Source organism: Acidovorax sp. (genome assembly GCF_016783915.1).
In the GTDB taxonomy this organism is placed as follows: Bacteria; Pseudomonadota; Gammaproteobacteria; order Burkholderiales; family Burkholderiaceae_C; genus Acidovorax.
This window is the reverse complement of record NZ_JADHVT010000211.1, coordinates 1-6,309: the sequence shown is the minus strand read 5'-3', so window position 1 is coordinate 6,309 and position 6,309 is coordinate 1. Positions and strand designations below refer to the sequence as shown.

At 62.1% G+C, this 6,309-nt stretch carries 7 protein-coding genes and 1 tRNA gene; 7 read left to right on the top strand and 1 reads right to left on the bottom strand.

The window, feature by feature from the left end:
• Positions 1–37: 37 nt before the first annotated feature.
• Together ISS20_RS22845 and ISS20_RS22840 are read left to right on the top strand one after the other, a co-directional pair.
• Complete coding sequence (locus ISS20_RS22845) at positions 38–946, top strand: pseudouridine synthase (protein ID WP_291439843.1); 909 nt, start codon at positions 38–40, stop codon at positions 944–946.
• A gap of 286 nt (positions 947–1,232) precedes the next feature.
• Positions 1,233–3,125 (top strand): methyl-accepting chemotaxis protein, encoded by a 1,893-nt coding sequence (locus tag ISS20_RS22840; RefSeq protein WP_291439840.1) that lies wholly within the window; start codon positions 1,233–1,235, stop codon positions 3,123–3,125.
• Positions 3,126–3,210: 85 nt separating this feature from the next.
• Here ISS20_RS22840 and ISS20_RS22835 read toward each other — a convergent pair whose 3' ends face one another.
• Positions 3,211–3,573 carry a hypothetical protein gene (locus tag ISS20_RS22835; protein ID WP_291439839.1) on the bottom strand — a complete coding sequence of 121 codons (363 nt, stop codon included), beginning with the start codon at positions 3,571–3,573 and terminating at the stop codon, positions 3,211–3,213.
• A 233-nt stretch (positions 3,574–3,806) separates the two neighbouring features.
• Here ISS20_RS22835 and ISS20_RS22830 point away from each other — a divergent pair.
• From ISS20_RS22830 to ISS20_RS22810, 5 genes are all read left to right on the top strand, one after another.
• Positions 3,807–3,880, top strand: a tRNA-Gly gene (locus ISS20_RS22830).
• Between the two features lie 292 nt (positions 3,881–4,172).
• Positions 4,173–5,063: a sulfurtransferase gene (locus ISS20_RS22825; RefSeq protein WP_366828744.1), complete on the top strand. Its 891-nt coding sequence runs from the start codon at positions 4,173–4,175 to the stop codon at positions 5,061–5,063.
• A gap of 123 nt (positions 5,064–5,186) precedes the next feature.
• The gene (locus tag ISS20_RS22820; RefSeq protein ID WP_291439837.1) at positions 5,187–5,810 is read left to right on the top strand and encodes a YeeE/YedE thiosulfate transporter family protein; all 624 of its coding nucleotides are present in this window, start codon (positions 5,187–5,189) and stop codon (positions 5,808–5,810) included.
• Between the two features lie 66 nt (positions 5,811–5,876).
• Positions 5,877–6,092, top strand: coding sequence for a hypothetical protein (locus tag ISS20_RS22815; protein WP_291439835.1), 216 nt, complete (start codon positions 5,877–5,879; stop codon positions 6,090–6,092).
• 6 nt (positions 6,093–6,098) lie between these two features.
• On the top strand, positions 6,099–6,309 hold a 211-nt coding region (locus tag ISS20_RS22810; protein WP_291439832.1), incomplete at its 3' end, for a YeeE/YedE thiosulfate transporter family protein.

The following is a 6,309-nucleotide window of genomic DNA, read 5'->3' as shown; positions in this document are numbered from 1 at the left end:
CTTGATGGCCCGTCGATCCCCCTAGAATTCGCACGCCATGCACAACCCCCGCCATCCCCAAGTACTGCCTGTGCGAGATGGGGTGAGTCCCAGCTGCTTGGTGCTGCCCTCGCGCGGGCACGGCAGCATTCTGGATTTTTTGGCAGAGCGACTGTCGGCCGTGTCCCGTGAAGGGTGGCATGAGCGCATGAAGGCGGGTGTCGTGGTGGATGAACGCGGGCATGCCGTGCTGCCTGATCGGCCTTTCGAGGGGGGGCTGCGCCTGTACTACTATCGCAGCCTTCCGGCCGAGCCCGCCTTACCGTTCAGTGAAACGGTGGTGTACCAGGACGAGCACCTGGTGGTGGCGGATAAGCCGCACTTCATGCCGGTAACGCCCTCAGGCCGGTATCTGCACAACACCTTGCTGGTACGCCTCAAACGCCGGTTGGGGTTGCCTGAGCTTTCGCCACTGCACCGCATTGACCGTGATACCGCTGGGTTGGTGATGCTGTCAGTGCATCAGGCAACGCGCGGGGCGTATCAGGCGCTGTTCCGCGACCGCCAGATCATCAAGCGCTACGAGGCCGTTGCACCGTGGCGCGCCGACCTGAGCTTCCCGCGTGACCATCGCAGCCGGTTGGAGGAGAGTCCGCAGTTCTTTCGCATGCAGGAGGTGTCGGGTGAGCCCAATAGCTACACCCATATCCAAGTGCTAGAGGTCGCTGGCGACTGGGCTCGGTACCTGCTGTCGCCCGTCACTGGCAAGCGCCACCAGTTGCGAGTGCATATGGCAGCCCTGGGCCTGCCACTGCGCAACGACCCTTTCTATCCCATCGTCAACGACCCGCCCGAAGGCGACTACTCGCGGCCTCTGCAGCTGCTGGCGCGGTCTCTGGCGTTTGTGGATCCAGTTACCGGAGAGCACAGGGTTTTTGAAAGCAGGCAGGCGCTGAGCCTGCGTTGAACGCGCTGGGACCTCGACGCAGGCTTGCATGACGACTTCTGTGTTTGCAACAGCGAGTTGTTGCTGCGGGGAATTTCTGCAAGGGTTTTCCCTATCCCTGGAAAGGCCATTGCGCTGGCGTTGGTTTTGTTTTTGCGCGAGATCGGGTAACTTGATTCTACGTATGCATGTTGATGCATAAATTACCAAAAAGCACCAGATGATTCCCTCAAGCACCCGCCATTCCGTCGCCTTCAAGCTGTCTTTGACGGCTTTGCTCAGTCTGTTGGCGGTTTTGTTGGCCACGATGGGCATCGTCAGTACCCTGCTTTGGAAAGACTTCGGCCGCCTCGCGCGTGGTGATGCCATGCAATACGCCGCCCAGGTACGCACTTTGGTCCAGACTTTTGATGAAACGGCACAGGAGCAGGCCAAGCGCGACTTCACCCTGTTCAAGGCGAATTTCCCAGGTCAATTCACCGTGGCAGAGTCGCCTGGGGCCGATGGAAAGCCCGAGGCTGTGCTGTCGTTCCAAGGGGCCTCCGTCAACGGCGACTTTGAAGTGGTGGACCGATTCTCTAAGGACAGCACGGGTGCCGTGGCCACGATTTTCGCGCGCACTGGCGACGATTTCATTCGTGTGACCACGTCGCTCAAAAAGCAGGACGGCGAGCGCGCTTACAAGACCTTGCTGGACCGTAAGCACCCTGCCTATGCCCTCATGAATGAGGGCAAAACCTATATTGGCCGTGCCAGTCTGTTTGGCCGTGAGTACATGACCGTTTATGAGCCCATCCGTGATGGGACTCGCACCATTGGCATCCTGTTCATTGGCTCCGACATGGGTGCCATTCTGGGCAAGCTCGACACCGTGATGGCAGGACAAAAACTGTTTACCTCGGGTGCTGTGTATGCCGTCAATCTCTCATCGGGCCCCGCACGGGGCAGTGTTTTCGGGTTGCCCGGCGCTGGCAAGTCCCTGAAGTTGGATGACAAGGACGCCAACGCCAAGGCTTGGCTGGCGTCGTTGGCTGCGGTCCAGCCCTCTGGCGATCTGGAGTCCGATTGGTCGCCCCGTGGCAACGGCGAGAGCGATACCGCCACCCGCTACGTGGCGGTTGAGCACTATAAACCTTGGAGCTGGGCCATCGTTGCCGAGGCAACTTTGACAGAAATGATGAGTGAAGCGCGCGGCGTGCTCACCTGGCTTTGGCTGGGTGTGGCGGTGGCACTCGCGTTGCTCACTGTGGTGCTGTTGGTGGCTACGCGCAGGCTGGTGGGTGTCCCCGTGCAGCAGCTAAGTACGGCCCTTGGCTATCTGGCGCAGGGGGATCTCACGCACGCTGTGTCCGTTCGGTCGCGTGATGAAATCGGCTCTCTGGCCCAGGCCATGGAAGGTTTTCGCGTCCGGTTGGTGGAAAGTCTGGGCACGGTGCGTATCAGTGCCGACAGCGTATCTGCTGCCAGTACGGAGATTGCACAGGGCAACCAGGACCTATCGGGCCGTACCGAAAGTCAGGCCAGCGCGTTGGAGCAGACGGCGGCCAGCATGGAGCAACTGGGCGCCACCATACGCCACAACGCCGACAGCGCAGGCCAAGCCAACCAATTGGCCGTGGGAGCCAGCCGGGTTGCCCAGCAGGGTGGTGAGGTGGTGTCCAAAGTGGTCCGCACAATGCAGGACATCAACAACAGCAGCCAGAGGATTGCCGACATCATTGGCGTGATCGACGGCATTGCTTTTCAGACCAACATCCTGGCACTCAACGCGGCGGTCGAGGCGGCACGCGCGGGTGAACAAGGTCGCGGCTTCGCGGTGGTGGCCGCCGAGGTGCGCAATCTGGCCCAGCGCACGGCTGCTGAAGCCAAGGCCATCAAAGAGCTGATTGGTGCCAGCAGCGCCATGGTGCAACAGGGCTCGGTGCTGGCTGATCAGGCGGGCACCACGATGCAGGAAGTCGTCAGTTCTATCCAGCGCGTGGCCGACATGGTCTCTGAAATCAGCGCGGCCAGTAACGAGCAGACCGCCGGAGTTGGCCAGGTGGGTGAGGCTGTCACACAGCTCGACCAGACCACGCAGCAGAACGCGGCGCTGGTGGAGGAAATGGCCGCTGCTGCCAGCAGCCTGCGCACTCAGGCGCAGCAGATGGTGGAGGCCATTGCACGGTTCAACCTGGGCGGCGGCGAGGGGCTGCGCTGACCCCTGCGGTGGCTATGGGATCGTTGTCACCGACTCTGGTGTTGAGCGCCTGTTGTTCTCAGTAACGTGTCGGTTTGGAGGCTGATCACCGAAATGGAATGGGTTTGGCGGGCGACGGCGCTGCTTGTGGCAGCCGCGAGTTGAAAAAGCCGGCCAGTCCCCGTTGTACGTCGGGGTGAAGGCGCCACGCTGTCCAGCCCAGCCCCAAGCTTCGCAGGTACACGGTGACGTAGGCCTCTTCCAATGGGTATTCGATGGCGAGAGTGGGGTTGTCCTGCCGCATCACGGGAACTCCGTCGCCGTTGTCATCTTTGGGAGCTGTTGTGACTTCGGGCGTCATCTGAGAGCGCAACGTGGCCAGTTCTCGGATCAGATTTTCGATCTCGGGTGCCGTCAGGGTCTTGTTGATTGCCAGGGTGGCCTGTGTGCGGTCGTCGCTCAGTTGCATGGAGCTTTTCCTTCTTTCGCTGGGAGTGGTTAACCCTTTATTGTGCTGCTTTCGGCTGGGCGTTTGCTGACGATGCCAAAACTCCCAATCAGAACCATTGCCGGGGGGGCGGTCGGGAAGCGCGTTGGCGTGGCTACAATAGTGCTCACATTGGAACTCCTAAATGGCGTAAGCTGTGTAGCGGTTCCAATCGCCAGACTGAAATCCCGTTTTCCATCAACGGGTTACACAAGGCGGGTGTAGTTCAATGGTAGAACGGCAGCTTCCCAAGCTTCATACGAGGGTTCGATTCCCTTCACCCGCTCCAGCCCTCGTTGGCTGAGCTAAATCCCCCTCCGCTTCAACTGCCAGCACTGCGTCTACCGCGCGGATTGCCCGCTCTCGCTTGGCGGATTCCTGCAAGCGCTCGTTCCGCATATTCATAGCCGTTTTGCTTGGTTGGGCCGGGGGCCTGTCTCTTCTAAATTCTGTACATCGGGCGCCGTAAGCCCCGGCATTTCAGCAACACGGAAAGGAAGACGATGTTCAGCGCACCACAAACCACCACTTTTGCGCACTGAGTGCGCATATGGCTCCGTTCCTTGGCGATGGGCGGTGCCATGCTGGTCTGCAGCGCGGTAATTGCCGCCACCCCCATTCCCGCAGGCCCCCTGGTCACCACCGAATGGCTGGCGCAGAACTTGGACAACCCTCAGGTACGCATTGTGGAAGTGAGCGTGAGCCCGCGCCTGTACGAGCGGGGCTATGTGCCGGGGGCGGTCAACTTTTCGTGGCACCAGGATCTGAACGACCGGGTGCGGCGCGACATCGTGGGCAAGGAGGCGTTCGAAGCCTTGCTTTCAAAAGCCGGGGTCAAGCAGGACACCACGGTGGTGCTGTATGGCGACACCAACAATTGGTTTGCTGCCTGGGGTGCGTGGGTGTTTGACATCTATGGTGTCAAGAACGTGAAGCTGCTCGATGGCGGCCGCAAGAAGTGGGAGGCCGAGAACCAGCCGCTGAACAACCGCGTGCCCGAGCTTGCCGCCACCAGCTACAAGGTGACCAAGGTGAGCACCGACCTGCGCGCCCGCCTGTCTGACGCCCTGGCGGCGGCCGAGGGCAAGAGCAACGCGAAGCTGGTGGACATCCGCTCGGCCGACGAATACACGGGCAAGATTTTTGCGCCTGCCGGGGTGCCCGAGCTGAGTATTCGCGCAGGCCACATCCCCGGTGCGGCCAATGTGCCCTGGGGCCAGGCGGTGAGGGAGGACGGCACCTTCAGGTCGGCCGAAGACCTGAAAAAGCTTTACGCCAGCGCAGGCGTGGACGGCAGCAAACCCATCATCACCTACTGCCGCATTGGCGAGCGCTCCAGCCACACCTGGTTTGCACTGTCCAAGATCCTGGGCTACAGCGTGAAGAACTACGACGGCTCGTGGACGGAGTATGGCAACGCGGTGGGCGTGCCCATCACCAACCAGGCGGGCACCATCTGGGCCGCCAAGTGATGGGGTTTGCCGAAAGAACCTTTTGGGAAGAAGGTGCAATGCAAAACAAAGAGAGTTTCTGATTTTTGGTAGGGGGTCTCTTTTACAGCCCGCTTCGTGCGGGCTTTTTTATGCCGGGGGGGCATGGCGTTCAAGGTCAATTTTTCTCATGCAGGCGCCCTGGTGCTGGTGGTGGCGCTGGGGGTGGCGCTGGGGGTGGCTGCCCATGCAGTGCAGGCGCTGCCCGGCGGGCGCACGCTGGCGTTTGCGCTGGCCACGGGCTCGGTGCTGGGGCTGGTGCTGCAGCGCACGCGCTTCTGTTTTTATTGCCATGCGCGCGACTGGTTTGAAGATGGCAACCCGCGCGGGCTGCTGGCCATCGTGCTGGCGCTGGCCGTGGGGGTGGTGGGCTATACCGTGGTGCTGGGCAGTTGGCTGCCCGTGCCTCAGCCTGGCAAGCTGCCGCCCGACATGCACATTGGCCCAGTGAGTGGGGTGCTGGTGGCGGCGGGGCTGTCGTTTGGCGCGGGCATGGTGGTGTTGGGCTCGTGCATCAGCGCGCACTGGTACCGGCTGGCAGAGGGGTCCATGGTGTCCCCGTTTGCGCTGGTTGGATCGGCATTGGGCTTCGTCCTGGGTTTTAAGACCTGGAACCCCTTGTACAGCCTGGGCGTGGCGGATGCGCCCGTGATCTGGTTGCCTGCCCACCTGGGGTATGCCGGTGCCTTGCTGGTGCAACTGGGCTGGTTGGCCCTGTTGGCTGCCTAGCTGTGGCGTGGCTTTGCGCGGGAGTCCGCCATCGCTTCCGCGTCCGCGTCGGGTACCGTGCTTGCCGTGCCTGGACTGCGCGCTGTGTGGCGCAACCTGTGGACCGGGCGCTGGCGATACTGGCTTGGCGGGCTGGCCGTTGGGCTGATTGGCACGTTTGACATCGTGCGCATGCGCCCCCTGGGCGTGACGGCCACGCTGGGCAGTGCGGCACGCCAGTGGGCGCAGGGGCAGGGCTGGATTCCCGATCGGCTGGATCTGCTCGATGGCTTTGCGGGCTGAGCGACCGTGCCGCAGCCCACCTGGTTTACCCCCAATGCCTTGTTGTTGGTGGGCCTGGTGGTTGGGGCGTTGGTGGCCGCCCTGGCCAGCCGCCAGTTTGCGGCGCGCTGGCCCACGTGGCGCGATGCTGTGAGGGGGCTGTCGGGCGGTGTGTTGCTGGGCTGGGGGGCAATGACCGGGCTTGGCTGCACCATTGGCACGCTGCTGTCCGGCGGCA

Coding starts and splice junctions, on each gene's coding strand:
- ISS20_RS22835 (WP_291439839.1), bottom strand. CDS start 3,573: ATGCAACTGAGCGACGACCGCACACAGGCCACCCTGGCAATCAACAAG.
- ISS20_RS22845 (WP_291439843.1), top strand. CDS start 38: ATGCACAACCCCCGCCATCCCCAAGTACTGCCTGTGCGAGATGGGGTG.
- ISS20_RS22825 (WP_366828744.1), top strand. CDS start 4,173: ATGCTGGTCTGCAGCGCGGTAATTGCCGCCACCCCCATTCCCGCAGGC.
- ISS20_RS22820 (WP_291439837.1), top strand. CDS start 5,187: ATGGCGTTCAAGGTCAATTTTTCTCATGCAGGCGCCCTGGTGCTGGTG.
- ISS20_RS22840 (WP_291439840.1), top strand. CDS start 1,233: ATGGGCATCGTCAGTACCCTGCTTTGGAAAGACTTCGGCCGCCTCGCG.